Annotated in this window: 17 protein-coding genes; 8 read left to right on the top strand and 9 right to left on the bottom strand. The window is 67.1% G+C overall.

Annotated elements, in window-relative coordinates; genetic code table 11:
• Window positions 1-32: 32 nt before the first annotated feature.
• From K7W42_RS08445 to K7W42_RS08435, 3 genes are all read right to left on the bottom strand, one after another.
• Window positions 33-980: an acetyl-CoA carboxylase carboxyltransferase subunit alpha gene (locus tag K7W42_RS08445; protein WP_224573855.1), complete on the bottom strand. Its 948-nt coding sequence runs from the start codon at window positions 978-980 to the stop codon at window positions 33-35.
• On the bottom strand, window positions 977-1831 hold the full coding sequence (gene accD, locus K7W42_RS08440; RefSeq protein WP_224573853.1) for an acetyl-CoA carboxylase, carboxyltransferase subunit beta: 855 nt from the start codon (window positions 1829-1831) through the stop codon (window positions 977-979). Before accD ends, K7W42_RS08445 begins: the two co-directional genes overlap by 4 nt.
• 181 nt (window positions 1832-2012) lie before the next feature.
• A complete protein-coding gene (locus tag K7W42_RS08435) occupies window positions 2013-2456 on the bottom strand; it encodes a LapA family protein (protein ID WP_224573850.1) in 444 nt (147 codons plus the stop codon).
• A gap of 97 nt (window positions 2457-2553) precedes the next feature.
• Here K7W42_RS08435 and cutA point away from each other — a divergent pair, with 97 nt between their 5' ends.
• Window positions 2554-2874 carry a divalent-cation tolerance protein CutA gene (gene cutA, locus K7W42_RS08430; RefSeq protein ID WP_157459008.1) on the top strand — a complete coding sequence of 107 codons (321 nt, stop codon included), beginning with the start codon at window positions 2554-2556 and terminating at the stop codon, window positions 2872-2874.
• Window positions 2875-2937: 63 nt separating this feature from the next.
• On the opposite strand, the gene K7W42_RS08425 is transcribed toward cutA, so the two are convergent.
• Both K7W42_RS08425 and K7W42_RS08420 read right to left on the bottom strand, forming a co-directional pair.
• Entirely contained in the window at window positions 2938-3576 is a 639-nt protein-coding gene (locus K7W42_RS08425) for a hypothetical protein (RefSeq protein ID WP_224573848.1), read from the bottom strand.
• A 276-nt stretch (window positions 3577-3852) separates the two neighbouring features.
• Complete coding sequence (locus tag K7W42_RS08420) at window positions 3853-4932, bottom strand: S1C family serine protease (RefSeq protein ID WP_224573845.1); 1080 nt, start codon at window positions 4930-4932, stop codon at window positions 3853-3855.
• Between the two features lie 132 nt (window positions 4933-5064).
• Here K7W42_RS08420 and K7W42_RS08415 point away from each other — a divergent pair, with 132 nt between their 5' ends.
• The 4 genes from K7W42_RS08415 (at window position 5065) to K7W42_RS08400 (ending at window position 7942) form a co-directional block, all read left to right on the top strand.
• The gene (locus K7W42_RS08415) at window positions 5065-5394 is read left to right on the top strand and encodes a PadR family transcriptional regulator (RefSeq protein ID WP_157459010.1); all 330 of its coding nucleotides are present in this window, start codon (window positions 5065-5067) and stop codon (window positions 5392-5394) included.
• The gene (locus K7W42_RS08410) at window positions 5391-6461 is read left to right on the top strand and encodes a permease prefix domain 1-containing protein (RefSeq protein ID WP_224573842.1); all 1071 of its coding nucleotides are present in this window, start codon (window positions 5391-5393) and stop codon (window positions 6459-6461) included. The genes K7W42_RS08415 and K7W42_RS08410 overlap by 4 nt, the downstream gene beginning before the upstream one ends.
• 25 nt (window positions 6462-6486) lie before the next feature.
• The gene (locus tag K7W42_RS08405; protein WP_224573840.1) at window positions 6487-6984 is read left to right on the top strand and encodes an EVE domain-containing protein; all 498 of its coding nucleotides are present in this window, start codon (window positions 6487-6489) and stop codon (window positions 6982-6984) included.
• Window positions 6985-7264: 280 nt separating this feature from the next.
• Entirely contained in the window at window positions 7265-7942 is a 678-nt protein-coding gene (locus K7W42_RS08400; protein WP_224573837.1) for a PIG-L deacetylase family protein, read from the top strand.
• Window positions 7943-8074: 132 nt separating this feature from the next.
• On the opposite strand, the gene K7W42_RS08395 is transcribed toward K7W42_RS08400, so the two are convergent.
• Window positions 8075-8368 carry a hypothetical protein gene (locus K7W42_RS08395; RefSeq protein ID WP_157459013.1) on the bottom strand — a complete coding sequence of 98 codons (294 nt, stop codon included), beginning with the start codon at window positions 8366-8368 and terminating at the stop codon, window positions 8075-8077.
• A gap of 88 nt (window positions 8369-8456) precedes the next feature.
• On the opposite strand from K7W42_RS08395, the gene K7W42_RS08390 reads away from it, so the two are divergent.
• Window positions 8457-10352, top strand: a complete 1896-nt coding sequence (locus K7W42_RS08390; RefSeq protein WP_224573835.1) for a putative bifunctional diguanylate cyclase/phosphodiesterase — start codon at window positions 8457-8459, stop codon at window positions 10350-10352.
• A gap of 478 nt (window positions 10353-10830) precedes the next feature.
• On the opposite strand, the gene K7W42_RS08385 is transcribed toward K7W42_RS08390, so the two are convergent.
• Window positions 10831-11934, bottom strand: coding sequence for a M20 family metallopeptidase (locus K7W42_RS08385; protein WP_224573833.1), 1104 nt, complete (start codon window positions 11932-11934; stop codon window positions 10831-10833).
• Between the two features lie 65 nt (window positions 11935-11999).
• Window positions 12000-12191 carry a hypothetical protein gene (locus K7W42_RS08380; RefSeq protein ID WP_157459016.1) on the bottom strand — a complete coding sequence of 64 codons (192 nt, stop codon included), beginning with the start codon at window positions 12189-12191 and terminating at the stop codon, window positions 12000-12002.
• Between the two features lie 267 nt (window positions 12192-12458).
• On the opposite strand from K7W42_RS08380, the gene K7W42_RS08375 reads away from it, so the two are divergent.
• Window positions 12459-14474 (top strand): alpha/beta hydrolase family protein, encoded by a 2016-nt coding sequence (locus tag K7W42_RS08375; protein WP_224573831.1) that lies wholly within the window; start codon window positions 12459-12461, stop codon window positions 14472-14474.
• 137 nt (window positions 14475-14611) lie between these two features.
• Here K7W42_RS08375 and K7W42_RS08370 read toward each other — a convergent pair whose 3' ends face one another.
• Window positions 14612-15763, bottom strand: coding sequence for a glycosyltransferase family 4 protein (locus tag K7W42_RS08370; RefSeq protein WP_224573829.1), 1152 nt, complete (start codon window positions 15761-15763; stop codon window positions 14612-14614).
• Between the two features lie 59 nt (window positions 15764-15822).
• On the opposite strand from K7W42_RS08370, the gene hisA reads away from it, so the two are divergent.
• Complete coding sequence (gene hisA / locus K7W42_RS08365; RefSeq protein ID WP_224573827.1) at window positions 15823-16581, top strand: 1-(5-phosphoribosyl)-5-[(5-phosphoribosylamino)methylideneamino]imidazole-4-carboxamide isomerase; 759 nt, start codon at window positions 15823-15825, stop codon at window positions 16579-16581.
• Window positions 16582-16678: the final 97 nt, after the last annotated feature.

The raw sequence follows: 16678 nt of genomic DNA, 5'->3' as shown, positions 1-16678 counted from the left end.
TGAACGACGTGGCCCCCTCTCCGACCCCCTTTCTATTCCTTATACGCGCCCAGTTTGCGGAAGCGGGCCGCGCGGCTGGCCTTCAGGGCCTCAGGAGTCTGCGCCATCAGGTCGCGCAGGTGACGGCTGACCGCCTCGCCCACCGCTTCGGCTGCCGCGTCGGCGTTGCCGTGGGCGCCGCCCAGCGGCTCGGGAATAACCTCTTCCACGATGCCCAGGGCCAGCAGGTCGGGGGCGGTCAGTTTCAGGGCCTCGGCGGCCAGAGGGGCCTTGCTGGCGTCTTTCCAGATGATGCTGGCCGCGCCTTCAGGCGAAATCACCGAGTACCAGGCATTTTCCTGAATCAGGACGCGGTTGCCCACGCCTACCGCCAGTGCCCCGCCACTGCCGCCTTCCCCAATCACCACATTGATGACGGGCACGCGCAGGGTCAGCATGCGGCGAATGCTCTCGGCAATAGCCCAGCCCTGGCCGCGCTCCTCGGCCTCCAGGCCGGGGTAGGCGCCCTGGGTGTCCACCAGCGCCACCACCGGCAGGCCAAATTTGTCGGCCAGGTCCATCAGGCGCACGGCCTTGCGGTAGCCTTCGGGGTTGGCGCTGCCAAAGCGGCGCTTGATTTTGCTCTTGGTGTCGCGGCCCTTTTGTTGCAGCAGCAGCATGACGGGTACGCCCTGCCAGCGCGCCGGGCCGCCAATCAGGGCCGGGTCATCGCCGTAGCGGCGGTCACCGTGCAACTCGGTGAATTCGGTACACAGGCGGTCCACATAGTCCAGGGCGGTGGGGCGGCCCTGGGCACGGGCCAGTTGCACCCGCTCCCAGCGGCTGACCGGCTGCTGAGCCTGCTCGGTTTGCAGGCGCTGCACCTCGGCGCGCAGGGGATGAATGGCGGCGTCGAGATTCTGGCCGGTCTTCTGCGCAGTGGCTTCCAGGTCGCGCACCCGTGCCTCCAATTCCCGCAGGGTGTCTTTCAGGGCGGTCATGCGCTGGCCTCGCGTCTGGTGAGCAGGCCCAGCAGGGACGCCAGATAGCTGCGCTGTTCACGCCGGTCCACCACGGCGTCCACCATGCCGTGTTCCAGTAGAAACTCGGCGCGCTGAAAGCCCTCAGGCAGATTCTGGCGGATGGTCTGCTGAATGACGCGCGGCCCCGCAAAGCCAATCAGGGCGCCCGGCTCGGCCACAATCACATCGGCAATCGTGGCGAAACTGGCGGTCACGCCCCCGGTGGTGGGGTCGGTCAAGATGCTGACATACGGCAGGCCACGGTCGGCTAGGGTTTCTAGCGCCACAGTGGTTTTGGCCATCTGCATCAGGGACAGGGCACTTTCCTGCATACGGGCGCCGCCGCTGGCGGTCACGATCAGCAGCGGCGTACCGGCTTCGGCGGCGTATTCGGCCGCGCGGGCAATCTCCTCGCCCACCACGCTGCCCATGCTGCCGCCCGAAAAGGCGAAGTCCATCACCGCGACCGTGACCGCCTGCCCCAGCAGGGTGCCGCGCCCGGTCAGGATGGCGTCGGGTCGGCCCGTCTTTTTCTGCGCGCGGCGTAGACGCTCAATGTAGCTCTCGGTGTCTACGAAGTTCAGGGCGTCGGTGGGCTGAACCCGGCCCGAGTGCTGGACAAAGCTGCCCTCATCCAGCAGGACGTTGACGCGCTGCGCGGCGTCCAGCCGCAGGTGATGGCCGCACTTGGGGCACACGAAGGCGCTGGCTTCCAGCTCACGGTTATACAGCCCTTCTTTGCAGGCGGGGCACTGGGTCCACAGGTCAGGCAGGTCGGTGCCCGGCTGCACTTGCGGGCGGCGACGGCGAAAGAAACGGTCAAGGGCCATGCGGTCAAACTCCTCGTTAGAAGGGTGGAAAACAGCGGCTGTGTGTCAAACAGTGCCGGTACAGGTGAAAACACAGACTTCCGGTGTGGCTTGTCCTGGCGCACCCGCCAGGCCGAACTTCCTACCCGCGCATTCTAGGGTGCCCCCTGCGGCTGCATTGCACCGGGTTCAAGGCGCGCGCCTAGCCCAGCTTGCCTTTCAGGTAGTCGTCCAGCTGCGCCAGTTGCAGGTTCAGGTCACGGCTCAGGGCGTCCACACGCGCACTCAGGGCCGCCACCTCGCCGGCATTCTGGCCTGGTCCCAGGGTGTGAAACCGGGCGTCCAGATGCTCCTGCAATTGGGCAAAGCGGCTGCTTTCCTGGCTGTCCAGACTAACCCGCAGGGCTTCCATATCGCGCAGCAGCCGGGCGCTGTCGGCCTGAGCCCGCAAGCCCGCAAGCCCCGCCCAGGCGTAAAACAGCACCATCAGCAGGGTGCCCAGAATGAGCAGAATCAGCCCCATCGGCACGCCCTGATAGGTCACGAAGCCCAGGCTCAGGGTGTGCGGAAACATCAGCGCGTTGGTGTTCAGCAGGGCAAACAGCCCCAGCAGCACCAGCAGAACAATCAGGACCACCGTCCGCATAGGGGGCAGCCTACCTTGCAGCACCCCTGCCGCCACTTGTGGGAACGTTCACGCACCCTCTGCTCCTCATGCCGCCCCGGCGTATGCTGCACTTCTTATGTCACTTGTCGTGCTGGTCACCCTTCCTCCGGAACGGGCGCTGGACTTGGCCCGGATTCTCGTCAGTGAACACCTGGCTGGTTGCGTCAATATCGTGCCGGGTCTGCAAAGCGTCTACCGCTGGCACGGCGACGTGGCCGAAGACCCTGAAAGTCTGCTGCTGATTAAAACCAGCGGCGAGCAGTACCCCGACCTTGAGGCCCGAATCAAGGCCCTGCACCCCTACGAGGTGCCCGAGATTATTGCCCTGCAATACGACCGCGCCCTGCCCGAATTTCAGGCGTGGCTGCGCGGCGCCCTGGAACCGGGTTCAAGGTAAAGCCCAGGCAAAAAAGAGCCCCCCGGCCAAGTAGCCGAGGGGTTTTTTTGTCGGAAGCCTCTTTCAGGAAAAGTCGGACAGGATGACCTTGGGGTTCTTGACCTTGAAGGAGATGGTGCAGCCGGCCAGGCTATCCTTATCGGCGGTAATTTCAGCAGTGACGCTGGCCTGGTTGGGGCCGCCCTGGGTCAGCACCCGGATAAAAGCGTCGGTGTCGGCGGCGCCCGCTTTAACGCTGGCCACCGTGTCGGACACCGCATAGGTGGCGCTGGTGCCCTGGCGGGTGAGGGCAAAGGTCGTCCCCGGCAAGGCGCTGAACATGGCCTTGCCCGAGGCGTCACTGACCTCTACCTTGAGCGACTTGAGGGTCACAGTTGCGGTGGCCGGCGCCGTCAGCAGGCAGGTCCCTGCCAGCGTGGCCTCACTGAAACCGGCCTGGAACTCCAGGGCGTGTGGGCGGATATCAAACGGCACGTCCTTGGGATAGGCAATGTCCGCAAAGGTTTCGCCGCGCGTGGAGTAACTGACGCTGCCCTTGACAGCAGCGGGTTGCAACGCCGAATCCGAAGTCAGGGTCTTGCCTTCCAGGCCAGCCGGGTTGGTCACGGTTTGCGGCGGCACGAAAGCGCCCACCACCTTGCCGCAGCTGGCAAGGGCGGCCATTAGGCTCAGAAGGGCAACGGTCTGGGACAGCTTGTTCATGGGGACTCCTTGCGAGGGACAGGGTCACGGAACTGACCTCTTGTCCATAAAGTTTAGCCAAAGCGGCCTCTCATGTCATCGGTCACGGTTCATAGAGGTCTTGAGGTTTCCGGACACAGTCAGCTGCAAGAGTTCTGTCAGAGACGGGACCCGCACTCACATGTGGCCCCAGAGGCGAGCGGAGCCATGCACTCAGACATGCCGGCGATTCTCTGACATTGAGGTGGAGCTGACCCGCCTTCAATGCAGCGCACAACCGTTGTCAGGCGCCTCTTCTCACTCTTCCAGATTCACGCTGGCCTTAGGCACCAAGACCACGCGCGCTTCGCGGAGTTCCTCGCCGCGCTGATAGGTCAGGGTGACTGTGTCGCCTACAGCTAAGCGGCGCACCGCCTGAATCACGGCGTTGGCGTCGCGGGTGCGCTGGCCATTGACCCGGACAATCACGTCGCCCAGGCTGACCAGCTTCCCCTGACCGTCACGCACGTTGCCGCGCAGCCCCGCCCGCTCCGCAGGACTGCGGCGGGCCACGCCGTCAATGACGCCGCCCGCCAGCTCGGTGCGGCCACTGTGGACCGTATCGAAAATCAGCCCCACCACCGGCACATCTTTCGTTTCTCCGGCCCTCAGCGAGGCAATCAGGGCGTTGCCCTCAGTGACAGGTACGGCGTAGCTGCGCCGGGTCTGACCGCTGACATCCACGCTGATGTAACTGACCACCCCGATGGCCTGCCCATTGCCGTCAATGATGGGGCCGCCGCTGTCCCCAGGCGCCAGCGGCGCCGTCATTTCCAGGGTGCCCTGCGGGAAGGTCACGTCGCTGGACGGCGTGTCCAGGCCCAGCAGTTGCCCGCGCCGGGGTTGCAGAAAGTCACCCCCACTGTTGCCCACTGCCAGCACCGTTTCGCCCACGCGCGGCGGACGGGTGGCCAGCTTGAGGTAAGGAAAGGGGCCACGCCCCCGCACCTGCAACAGCGCTACGTCCGCGCTGGCGTCAAAGGCCGTCACCTGCGCCGAATACGAGCGCCCCGAGAGCGTGCTGACCTGAAACAGGCGGCCCCCGCTGACCACATGGTAGGCCGTCAGCACCTGCCCGGTCTCGCTGATGAAAAATCCGGTGCCGATGCCCGCGTTGCGCGTGCTGGGGTTCACGCTTTCCACGCGCACACTGGCCGGGCGGCTTTTCTCGAACAGGGCGCGTGTGGCGGCCGGAAGCTGATTAGGCAGGGCTGGGGCCGCAGATGGGCCAGGCACCGTGACCACCGGCGCCGGCTGAAACGGCAGCCGCAAGTCGGGCAGCAGGTAGGCAGCCAGCGCCAGCAGCAGCAAAACAGGAAGCCAGGGCGAAGCGCGCACGCGGTCAGTGTAGAGCGCCGGCCAAGCGGCGACGGTGGCGAAGGGCACGGGACCAGCCAGGGCCACATCCTTACTTGACAAGATAGTGAACGCCTACTACCTTGCAGTGCAAGAGACTGCGGGAGGTCCCTGATGAACCCACTGAAATCTGGCACGCTTGACCTGGCCCTGCTGGCCGCTTTGCAAGATCAGCCGCGCTACGGCCTGGACATTCTGAAACACGTCAACGGGCGCAGCGGCGGCTTGTTCGATCTGAAAGAAGGCAGCCTCTACCCGGCGCTGCACCGCCTGGTAAAAGCGGGCTGGGTCCAGAGCGAATGGCAGCCCAGCGACCGGGGCGGGGCGCCGCGTAAGGTCTACCGCCTGACCGAAGATGGCCGGCGCGCCCTGCACGCCAAGCGCCAGGAGTGGCAGACCCTGCGCGGCGCGCTGGACGCCCTGCTGCTGGGGCGGCTGGCATGAGGGCCGCCCGCACACCCCGCCTGGCGCGCCGCGCCGCCCTGACCCTGGAAGGCTACCTGCGCCGCGCTACCCGTGGCCTGCCCGCCGCCGAGCGCCTGGACGCCGCCGCCGAACTCCGCACGCACCTGCTGGGCCGCGTGGCCGAACATCAGGCCCAGGGCTTTTCCCGTGAGGAAGCCGAGTTTCTGGCGGTGCGGGCGATGGGTGACCCACAGCCGGTCAACCGGGGCTTTCTGGGCCACGCCTTCACGCACCGCGCCGGCTGGCTGACCCTGGGCGCGCTGCTGCTGAGCGGCCTGGGCTGGGTGAGCTACCGGGAGTGGCTGCCCCCACGTGAAGGCGCGCGGTTTGAGGCTGTCAATCAGCAGGATGTTGCCGCTCTTTTCGCCGCTTCGGATGCTCCGCGGGGCATTTATCAGGCCGTGACCCTGACCTTACCGAAGGGCACACAGTCGGTCATCTTCGTCCACCTCTCCGGGTCAGCTGGGGGCCGTCAGGACAACCTGATGGTCAACACCTATCCCGCCGCCAAAGTGACTGCTCAGAACATCCGGGGCCGCATTCCAGGCAGTTACCGCGACCAGCTTCGCCTCCTCCTGACCACACAGCGCCTGACTTGCGAGGGGCAGCCGCAGGCCAGGCTCTACGCAGCAGAGCGCCCCTGGCCCTCTCCTTTCTGGAACACCGGCGCCCACCTGAGTGGCGGCGCCGTGAGTGCGTCCACAGAGGCCTGTGACGATCCGAGGGTGCGCCTGCGTGAACGGGGCAATCTCTTCCGGACTGTGGTCAGGCCCGATGGAGAGAATGCGGTGCTCACCGGCCACCAGCCCCTTCACCTGAACGAATGGACGGTCCTGGCCCGCCTGGTTGTTGATCCGCAGGCTGACCCCGATGCTTCTGGCCTGCCTGTTGGGGGGTACAGCACCCAGGCGCGTGGGAGTTACGTCGCCGTCATGCCGCTCAACAGGACAGCGGGGGCGTGGGACGGCTCCTCGGAGCGCCCTGGCCTGATCCGGCTGTCCACCGAGCGCGAACCGCTGCCCCCCCTACCGCCCGCCGTGCCCTGAGCCGCGCTCCCCTACCCTGAGGGGTATGCGGTACTGGCTGCTGAAATCTGAACCTGACGTCTTTGGTTACCCCGATCTAGAGCGCGCCGGACGCGAACCCTGGAACGGCGTGCGCAACTATCAGGCCCGCAATTTTCTGCGCGAAATGGCCGAGGGCGATCTGTGTCTCTTTTATCACTCCAACGCCAAACCCCCCGGCGTGGCCGGCGTGGCGCGGGTGGTGCGCGCCGCCCACACCGACAACCTGCAATTTGAGGCCAGCAGCCTCTACTTTGACCCCAAAAGCACCCCAGAGGCCCCGCGCTGGAGCATGGTCGAGGTGGCCCCAGTGCAGGCCTTGCCCCGCGTGGTCACGCTGGACGAGTTGCGCGCCCTGCCCGAGTGGGCCGGGTCTCTGCTGACCGGCAAAGGCTCGCGCCTCAGTGTGCTGCCGGTCACAGCCGAGCAGTGGCACAGCGTGCTGCTGACCTCTGGCCTGGCGCCGGAGGGCGCCGAATACCTCTTACTGACCGCCGGTCTTTGAAAACAGGCCAGGGCAGGCGTACAGTTCAGGCGTTTAGCCACAATTCATCTGATGTTGAGACGTTTCGCACAAGTGACCGGGTCACTGTCACATGAACGTCAGATAAAGAAAGGGAGAATGCCGTATGGAATTGCTGCTGGCTTTGATGGTCATCATCGTGTCGCTCATGCTGGCGGCCTGGCAGGGCGGCCCGGCGCGGCCCAAGCGTTCAAAACACTAGGCGTCGGAACTGCCCGGCAACCCGCTTCCGCCTTAAAACCCGTGCGCTACCCTGCGGGGCATGACCGACGCCCGCCTGCATCTGCTGCTGATCGTGCCGCACCCCGACGACGAGGTGTACGGCGCCGCCGGCACCATGATGGCCCACCTGGCTGCCGATGAGCCGTGCGGCCTGGTGACCCTGACGCGGGGCGAGGCCGGGCGCACCCTGGGGCTGTGTGATTCTCCCGAGGCCCTGGCCCGCATGCGCGAGGCCGAGCTGGGCGCCTGCCTGGATGTGATTGGTCTGACCTGTCACGCTGGCAGCACCTTTGAACACCATCACTTTCCAGACAAATATCTGGCGCAGCAGCCCTTTGACCCCCTGGTCGAAACAGCCCGCGAGGCCATCACCCGTCTACGGCCCCGCATTGTGCTGACCTTTCCCCCCAATGGCAGCAACGGTCACCCCGACCACGTCACCACTCACCGCGCGGTCAAGGCCGCCTGGGACGGCCTGCCCCGGCCAGAGCGCCCCCGCCTGTGGTACTACGCCAGCGACACGCCGCCCGAGCAAGAGGCCCTGCGGCCCGAGTGGCTACCGCCCAACGTGCGCCGGGACGTGACGCCGTTTATCACGCGCAAGTTGCAGGCCATTGCTTGCCACCGCACCCAGGCCCTGAGCACTGTGGATTTCATCCGGCGCTTTCCGGGGCGCATCACCGAAGAAACGTTCTACGAAGTGCCGGAAGAAGGCTAAACCGGAGGGTGTCGGCCACGGTCACCTCCCCGGACAGGACTGGGAGGTCCACGTCCATCCGCCTGCTTTGACGCTCGCTCTGGAGCCTCTTCTCTCAAGCTGCTTGGACGGTTCTGAGGTCAGTGTCTGTCTCTAGTCTTCCCACTCGCTGACCGGCACAAAGTCCAGATTCTCGCCTTCAGTAGCGGTGACGCGGTAGGCGCGGTCAAAGCGGACCAGCAACTCGCCCCGGTCCAAGTGCTGTGGGGACACCACCGGCTTGCGAAACAGAAAGCCGCCCTCGTCAGCGCCGATGTGGGCGCCCTTGGTAAAGCGGAACTCCACGAGTTCGCCATGAGGCCGGGTTCTGACACGCACCCGGAACACCTGGGGACTGTCCTGTTTCACGTAGGGGCTGGGCTTGGGCTTGCGGAACAGGCTGAACATGGAGTCCTCCGGGGCGGCGGGCGCCCGCGCAGAATACCCCCCAGACAGCCTGTGAACCCTGCGGGCGCTGCGCGGTAGGGTAGGAGGTATGGAGCCGGGCGCGTCCATCACCCAGGACCTGCGGAGCGCGTGGCGGCGCATGTTGCTGCTGGGCCTGCCGGCAGTCCAGCTGTCTATCGTGGCGGCACTGCTGTTCTCGCGCGGCGACACCTGGGACACCACCTACGACCCTCCGCTGTACGGGGTCATGAGCGCCATGCTGGTCGTCTGCTGGGTGGCGGTGCTGCGCGGCTGGGCGTCCATCCGGCAACTGACACTGCTGATTACAGCGGGCAGCGGGCTGTTTTTAAATGCCAAGCTGCTGCTGCTGGGCCTGACCTTGGGGGGTCAGCGGGCGCAGGTGCTGGAGGTTCTGGAAACCCTGGTGTGGCTGCCCACTGTCATCACCTGGACCATGCTGACCGACCTGGCGCGCGAGGTTCGCCGCCTGCTGGGGGCGCTGCTGTGGGTGACAGCTGGCGTGAGCGCCTCTCTGGTGCTGTGGCCCCTGGCCCAGGGGCAGCCCCTGACGCCGGACCTACCGCTGGCCCTGCTGCAAATCAACCTGGCGGCGGCCGTCAGTCTGTACGGCGCGTCTTTTTTCATGCAGCGCAACGACGCGCTGGGCCGCCTGCACGGCGAGCAGCGCGTCTTGCAGTCGCTGGTGTACACCGACCTGCTGACTGGCCTGCCGGGCCGCGTGCGCCTGCACGAGGAGCTGCGCCGCCTGTCGGACGAGGTTGGCGCACCCTTTGCGGTGCTGTTTGTGGATGTGGACGCCTTCAAGGTCGTCAACGACACGCTGGGCCACGCCGCAGGCGACGACCTGCTGCGGGGCCTGGCCGCCGAACTGCAGCGCCTGGCGGGCGCGGACGCCCAGGTGTACCGCCTCAGTGGGGACGAGTTCGTGGTGGTGCTGCCGGGGGCTGACCACAGGGCGGCCCAGGACACGGCCCAGCGCCTTCTTCAGACACCTGTGCTGCCCAGCCTGCGCATCGGGGTGGACACCACGGTCAGCATCGGCATCAGCCTGTATCCCGACGACGCCGCCCAGCCCGACGACCTGCTGCGCCACGCCGACAGCGCCATGTACGCGGTCAAGCGGGCCGGGCGGCGCCAGGTGCGGCGCTACCACCCCGAGCAGGACGCGGCCACCGAGCGCTTTCAGGTCCTGGCCCGCGACCTGGGGCACGCGCTGGCGCGGCGGGAACTGTCGCTGCGTTTTCAGCCGGTGTACCGCCTGCGGGACCTCACGCCCGTCAAGGCCGAGGCGCTGCTGCGCTGGAGCCACCCTGCGCTGGGGCAAGTGTCGCCGGCCGAATTTATTCCAGTGGCTGAGCGCGTGGGCCTGATTGTACCGGTGGGCGAGTGGGTGCTGCGCGCCGCCTGCCGCTCGGCGCTGGGCTGGCCGGGACTGGTGGTGAGCGTGAATGTCAGCCCAGTGCAGCTGCTGCATCCCGAATTTGGCGCCACCGTGCGCGGCGCCCTGCACGACACAGGCCTCCCCCCTTATCACCTGGAGCTGGAGTTAACCGAAACTGCTGTCCTGTACGAGGACGACCGCGCCGCCGCCACCTTGCAGGAGCTGCGTGACCTGGGCGTGCGGGTCAGCATTGATGATTTTGGCTCGGGCTATTCCAACCTGGCGCGGCTGCGCACCATGCCCATTACTGGCATGAAACTGGACCGCTCGCTCACGGCGGACCTGACGAGCGACCAGGCCGGCTCTTTTGTCCACGCCCTGACGCGCGCCGCCCTGGAGATCGCCCGGAACATGCGCGCCGACCTGACGGCCGAGGGCATCGAGACCCCCGCCCACCTCAGCGCCCTGCGTGAATTGGGGTGCCCCCTGGGCCAGGGACACGGGCTGTGCCGCCCCATCACCGCGCCGGAACTGTCAGCGCTGCTGGCCGCCCCCCGCACCGCTCAACCAGAAGGCGCCTGACCGGAGAAAAGGAGAGGCGGCTCTATACGGAGTCCGTCTGTTCCGTTTACAAATCAGGAAAGAACTGTTGTGTAAATTCCACGCCCGGAACCCTCTCTATCTCGCTCCTCTCAGAGTTCATCTTTGATGCAGACGATTCAATGGGAGTCCGTATTAGTAGGTCTCTTTCCTACAGCTGTGAGACGGCCGGCCAGCTAGTGCACGACCACAGGATTGAGCAGGGCAAAAGTGCGGCCGACTGGGAATGGTAATTCTCGGTCTACGACGGCCTAAAACACTCTCATCATCGCGGAACAATAGACCCAGTCATGCCTTTGGTCATCCACTAGAGGCGTCGGCCATTCATCTACCAAGCTGTTTTCTGGGCTTCCCCAATTCATATTCAAAGAAGCAGCCACCCACAAGTCCATCAGCGGCGAAAGAGAACCCGTCAAGCCCCTGCTAGTTCACCTTGGACACCTACACCCTCTTCTGGCTTCTAAAACGTCCTGAGCAACTCGGTCAGCAGCTGAACGTGGCTGGGCCAGCGGTCCAGGCGCACATGCTCGTGGGCAGCGTGGGCACCGTCGCCAGGTGCCCCCAGGCCGTCCAGGGTGGGAGTCAGGGGCGCCGTGAAATTGCCGTCGCTCCCGCCTCCTACCACGGCCCGGCCCAACTCGAAGCCCAGCGTCTGGGCCACGCCGCGCGCCTGTTCGTACAGGGCCAGGGTGGCCGGGCCTTCTTCAAAGGGCGGGCGGTTCAGGCCACCGGACACCTCAACCGTCACGCGCGGGTCCTTGGGGCGCCAGGCCAGGACGGCGGCTTCCACCCGCTCGGCCTCGGCCAGGGTGGACACACGCAAATCGGCGTGCAGGGTGCAGTGAGCAGGAATGACATTCACGGCGCTGCCCCCACCGATGAGGCCCACACTGACCGTCGTGCCGGCCTCCGGGCGAGCCAGGGCGTGCAGCGCCAGCACGGCTTCTGCCCCGGCGGCGATGGCGCTAGCCCCTTCGTCGGGCTTGTTGCCTGCGTGGCTGGCAATGCCGGTCAGGGTCAGGGTGAAAGTGCCAGTACCCTTGCGCCCAGTCTTGAGGGCGTGGGTGTCGGCCACCGGCGGCTCCACGATCAGCGCCGCGCGGCTGGTCCGGGCCGCCGCCTCAATGTAGGCGCGGCTGCTCTCACTGCCAGTTTCCTCGTCGGGCGAGAGGAGTACCCGTACGCCGCCGCGTGGCCACTGAAGCTCCAGCGCCCTCAGGGCATGAATGAGGCCCACGATGCCGGCCTTCATGTCGTAGGTGCCGGGGCCGTAAAGCCGCTCGCCGTCCACACGCAGCGGCATCTGCTCCAGGGTGCCGCGCGGCCACACGGTATCGGCGTGCGTGAGCACCAGCAGCGGCGGGGCGGCGCCGTCCACCCCCAGCTCGAAGGTGCGGGTGCCGCCGCTCAGGTGCGTCACCTGAGCGCCCAGGTCGCGGGCCCACCCCTCGACCACGTCCATCACACGTTCAATACCCTCAACGTCTCCAGAGGGCGATTCAATCTCGGCCAGGCGGCGCAGGTCAGCCTGAAGGGCGCCCAAGTCAGGGGTCATGCCCGTCATGCTAGCGGCAAATGCGGACGCCCCGCCGGCAAAGGGGCGGGGCGCGCGGACCTGTCTTTGCCGGCTCAGGTCAGCAGGGCGACTTGCTGGGCATCAACACGCAGCTTGGCGCTGCCCTTAAGGTACAGGTCATGGATGGCCTGCTTGCCAAACAGGCGGGCCAGGCGGGTGCTGGTCATTTCAACGGTCCGGCCAGCAAATTTCAGACGAACGACGTCAAATGTGCCGGGAACCCAGGTGCAGGACAGCTCTTGCATGGTGAACCTCCAAAAGCAGGAAAGAGACTGGGGACGGCGGCGGACAATCTGCCGTGAGGAAGCAGACAGAAAGGTGGGAACAGACCGGATTGGGCCGGTACAGTCAGGTTACGGTAAGCCTGTCTGGGAATGGGGAGACTTCTTCCATTCTGCGTTGGGAAAGTCATCATCAATCTCTGGGCAAACGTCGACTGGGAGCGTTTCCAGCGAAATCGAGTGGTGGGCCGCGCGGCGTGCTTGATCAACGGTTGTGCTTGACTGATGCCCATGATTCAGCTCAGCTCGGCCCGGCCTGGCCCAGACAGTTTGCTGCACCTTCAGTTTCCGTCGGACCCGCAGGTTAGCCCCGACGGTCAGCGGGTGGCCTTCGTCCTGACCCGCACCGAGGAAGAAGATCCCCACAAGGCCGACCCCGCCTTTGCCCGGCCGCGCTACAAGGGCCAAGTGTGGCTGGCAGACGAGAACGGAACCCGCGCCCTGACGCACGGTCCCGGCCGCGATGGGTCGCCGCGCTGGTCGCCGGACGGGCAGACCCTGGCCTTGACCCGCAAGGCCGGCGAGGGGGGCGCGCAGCTGTACCTGCTGCCCCTTTCGGGCGGCGAGGCCCGCCAGGTCACTCACCTGCGGGGCGGGGTGCAGGACGTGGCCTGGAGTCCTGACGGCACGCACATCGCCTTCCTGAGTACCGCTGACGACGAGGACAAGCGAGATGAGCGCGGCGAAGCGCGGGTCATTACCCGGCCGCGCTACCGCTTTAACGGCCGCGACTGGCTGCCTGAACGCGCCGCGCGCCTCTTTCTGCTGACCGTGGCCAGTGGCGAGCTGCACGAGTGGTACGCGCCTGAAGTCGAGGTCAGCACCTGCGCCTGGCTGCCAGACAGCAGCGGCGTGCTGCTGGTGGGCGCGGCCAGTCACCTGCATGCCGCGCAGTGGCAGCAGGAGGTCTGGCACCTGCCGCTGGGCGGCGAGGCGCGGCAGGTCACGCGCTGGAACTCGGCCATTCAGGCGGTGGTGCCGCACCCGGACGGCGCGCGCTTCGTGGTGGTTGGCCGCTCCGAAGGCCAGGGCAACACCGAACACGCGCACCTGTACCTGCTGCCTCTGGACGGCAATGGAGACCCGCAGCGCCTGGACCCCGGGCACGACTCGCCGGTGGGCAATCTGGTCGGCGGTGACTGCCATGTGGGCGCCCTGCCCGAGCGGCCGGTGTGGCTGGATGAGCGCACGCTGCTGTTTTCCTCGACGGTGCGCGGCAGTTGCGGCCTGTTCACGGCGGCGCAGGACAGCGCCGGGCAGTGGCAGGTGGCCGCCCACGACCATGACCCGCAGGCGGTGATTGCCGCCTTCACGGCGCGGGGCGGCGGCGTGGCTCTTATCCGGGAACGGGCCGACCGCTTTCCCGAGGTGGAGCTGAACGGCGTGACGGTCACTGACCTGCACGCCCGTCTCCCCTTCTCGGCCCGCACCCCGCAGCACGTGGGCTTTGCCACCGAGCTGGGGGAAGGCGAAGGCTGGGTGCTGCTGCCCGGCGGCGAAGACCCGGCAAAGGTGCCGGCCCTGCTCAGTATTCACGGCGGCCCTCACACGGATTACGGCCACGCCTTTACGCACGAATTTCAGCTGCTGGCGGCGCGTGGCTACGGGGTGTGCTACAGCAACCCGCGCGGCAGCGTGGGCTACGGGCAGGCCTGGGTAGACGCCATTCATGGCCGCTGGGGTAGCGTGGACGCCGACGACCTGCTGAGCTTCTTTGACCGCTGCCTGGCGACGTTTCCAGTGCTGGACGACACGCGCACGGCGGTCGTGGGCGGCAGCTACGGCGGCTATATGACCAACTGGCTGACCGGACACACCACCCGCTTTCAAGCGGCGATTACCGACCGCTCTATCTGCAACCTGCTGTCGTTTGGCGGCACCAGCGACATCGGCCTGCGCTTCTGGGACGATGAATTAGGCCTGAATTTTCACCGCCGCGCCGACGCCCTGCGGCTGTGGGACATGAGCCCGCTGCAGTGGGTCGAAGACGTGCGCACGCCCACCCTGATCGTGCATTCGGTGCTGGACCACCGCTGCCCCATCGAGCAGGCCGAACAGTGGTACGCCGCCCTGACGCTGCACGGCGTGCCGGCCCGCTTTGTGCGCTTTCCCGGCGAGGACCACGAGCTGTCGCGCTCGGGCCGCCCCGACCGCCGCCTGACGCGCCTGACCGAATACCTGGCCTGGCTGGAGCAGTGGCTGACCCCGGAGAAAGTTACGGCGGGGCCTGAAGCTGTGAGCCGGTAGGAGTTCTTCCTTCCAAGGGCAGGCGGTGCCGGAGGTGGCGGGCCGCCTGCCCTTGTCCAGAGTCCATCTGCTCCACCCACACCCCAGGACCGGTGTAGAGGCTCCACGCCTGGACCCCACCCTCCTTCCTCCCCGGCTTATCGGCGCTTGCTCTGGCCGGCCGTAACCCGCTCGTAAATCTGTTCCAATGCCCTGGCGCGGCCGGTCAGGTCGTAACGGCCAGCGCTGGCCCGGGCACCGGCCTGCAGATTCAGGAGGCGATCTGGGTGCAGGGTGTCAAGTAGGCCCCCCGCCAGCGCGCTGGGCGAGGCGTCCCGAACGGTGCCGTTCACGCCTTCTTCGATCAGGTCCAGGGCGGCCGGGCTGCGGGCAGCCACCAGGGGCGCACCGGCGGCCAGCGCTTCAATCATGCTCATGGGCAGGACCTCGCTGGTGCTGGCGGTCAAGAAGGCGTCGGCGGCGGCCAGGGCCTCGGGAACGCGGGCGTAGGGCACGGGGCCGGTAAAGGTCACGCCTTCGCGCGCCTCGCGTTCCAGGGCGGCGCGGCTGGGGCCGTCGCCCACCACCAGCAGACGCAGTTCCGGGCGACTGGCGCGGGCCTGGTCAAAGGCGCGCAGCATCACGTCCAGATTCTTCTCGGGGGCTAGGCGGCCCAGCGACACCACCAGCGGGGTCTCGGGGGCAATGTGAAACTGCGCGCGAAACGCCGCGCCGTCGGCAGCCTGAAACGAGGCGAGGTCCACCGGATTCGGAAACAGCTCGACCTCGCCTGCGTAACCGTACTCGCGCAGCATGTCCACCATCGCCTGACCGGGGGCCAGCACCGCCGAGACCCGGCGGGCAAAAGCGCCCACATGCGGGCGCAGCACCGCGCGGCCCACCCGCTTGGGCATGGGCGCGTAGTGCAGGTACTGGTCGTACTGGGTGTGCGCTGTGTAGACCACCGGCGCCCCCGCCAGGCGCCCCCACTTGAGGGCCAGGCCCCCGGCCAGGAAGGGGTGCATGGTGTGCAGCACGTCCAGATCGCGCAGCGGCAGCCGGGACGTGAGCAGCGGCCCCGGCGCCAGCATGACCGGGTAGTCGGCCGGGGCGCCCAGCGCCCGCGCGCCGGCAAACGAGGAATTCAGGCGGTAAACGCCGTCCTCGTGGGGGGGCATCTGGGGATGACGCGGCGCAAAGATCCGCACGTCGTGGCCACGTTCACGCAGCCCCCGGGCAAAGAGGGCGGTGCTGGTCGCCACCCCATTGCGGGAAGGCAGGTAAGTGGCCGTGACAATCCCAACGCGCACGGAGGCAGTGTAGCCTTCCCGCGCCGCACCTGTGGCTGGCCGCCCGTATCCTGGGGCCCATGAGCCTGCCGCCTGCCCCCCTCATCATTCCCTGCGTGGACATTCAGTCGGGCCGCGCCGTGCGCCTGTATGAGGGCGACCCCGAGCGCGAAACCGTGTATTTCGAGTCGCCGCTGGAGGCCGCGCGCCACTGGGCAGGCCTGGGGGCCGGGCTGGTGCATCTGGTGGACCTGGACGCCGCCACCGGGCGCGGTGAGAACCGCGCCGTCATCCGGCAGGTGGCCGCCGAGCTGGGCGTGCCGGTGGAGGTGGGCGGCGGCATTCGCAGCCGGGACGCCGCCGAGGAGCTGCTGGCGCTGGGCGTGGAGCGGGTGGTCATCGGCACCGCCGCCGTCAAGAATCCCGAGCTGGTCCGCGACCTGATTGCCGCCCACGGCCCGGAGCGGGTGGTGGTCAGCCTGGACGCACGCGGCCTGGAAGTCGCCACCCACGGCTGGGCGCAGGGCAGTGGCCTGGAGGTCGCCGAGCTGACCCCCGTGCTCGCCGAAGCGGGCCTGGAAACCCTGATTTTTACCGACGTGACCCGCGACGGCACCCTCAGAGGCCTGGACCGCGACCTGATGCGGCAGGTGAGGCAGCTCTGGACCAACACCCTGATTGTGGGCGGCGGCGTGGCGGACGTGGCCGACGTGGCCTTGCTGCAGGAGGAACGCATCGAAGGCGCCATTGTGGGCCGGGCTATCTATGAGGGGACCCTGCCCTATCCGGTGAGGCTGGGCGTGGGCACGAGGCAGGAGGATTTGGGACAACTGGGGTGAGGGGCGGGGACAGTTCCCCAGCTGAGGGCGACGGACACCAGCAAGGCGGAGTGGAATCCTCCTTCCCCTCGCCGTCTGTCAGAACTCCTTGTTCACG

It is taken from the genome of Deinococcus betulae (assembly GCF_020166395.1).
Lineage (GTDB): Bacteria > Deinococcota > Deinococci > Deinococcales > Deinococcaceae > Deinococcus > Deinococcus betulae.
The sequence above is the reverse complement of the archived record's forward strand: the minus strand, read 5'-3'. Positions and strand labels throughout refer to the sequence as shown.